This is a genomic window from Acidovorax sp. HMWF018 (genome assembly GCF_003061035.1).
Classification (GTDB): Bacteria; Pseudomonadota; Gammaproteobacteria; order Burkholderiales; family Burkholderiaceae_C; genus Acidovorax; species Acidovorax delafieldii.
The window spans coordinates 1,245-1,794 of record NZ_QAIM01000572.1; the positions used below are offsets into that span (position 1 = coordinate 1,245).

Consider the following 550-nt stretch of genomic DNA (forward strand, 5'->3'; position numbering starts at 1 on the left):
CCAGTGCGGGCGCACCAGCCGGCAGCACCAGCCTGTCGTTTGGCCGCGATGAGCTGGTCACCGTACGGGCCGAGCCCGTGCAGGATCTGACGGGCAGCAGCGGCTTTACCGGCTCGCGCGTGGAGCGTAAGACGCGCCGGACCTACAGCGTGGAGAACCGCCACAAGACGGCCATCACGCTGCAGGTGCTGCATGCCGCACCAGTGTCGCGCAACGAAAAGATCGAGGTCGAATCGCGCTACCAGCCCCAGCCGTCGGACACAGCCTGGAACCGCACGCCCGGCACCGTATCCTGGCAGCAATCCGTGGCGACGGGGGGCACTGCCCAGTTCAGCGCCGAGCACACCATCCGCTACCCGAAAGACGTGGAGCTGATCGAACGCCAGTGACCTTGGCGACGCGGTGACTGGCCCTCCAAAGACCCGCGCAACGGCGTGTCGGTCACAATCCGCCCCAGCGATCACATTGGTGCCACCAAGCCCCCAGAACCCCGCCGCCATGAGTTACCAACACCTACTTGTTGCCGTTGACGGCAGCCCCACCGCTGACC

General features: G+C 66.5%; 1 protein-coding gene. It reads left to right on the forward strand.

Going from position 1 to position 550, the window contains the following annotated elements; translation table 11 throughout:
• The coding region (locus DBR23_RS31685; RefSeq protein WP_233250718.1) for a DUF4139 domain-containing protein at positions 1–389 on the forward strand (389 nt) is incomplete at its 5' end.
• Between the last annotated feature and the right edge of the window lie 161 nt (positions 390–550).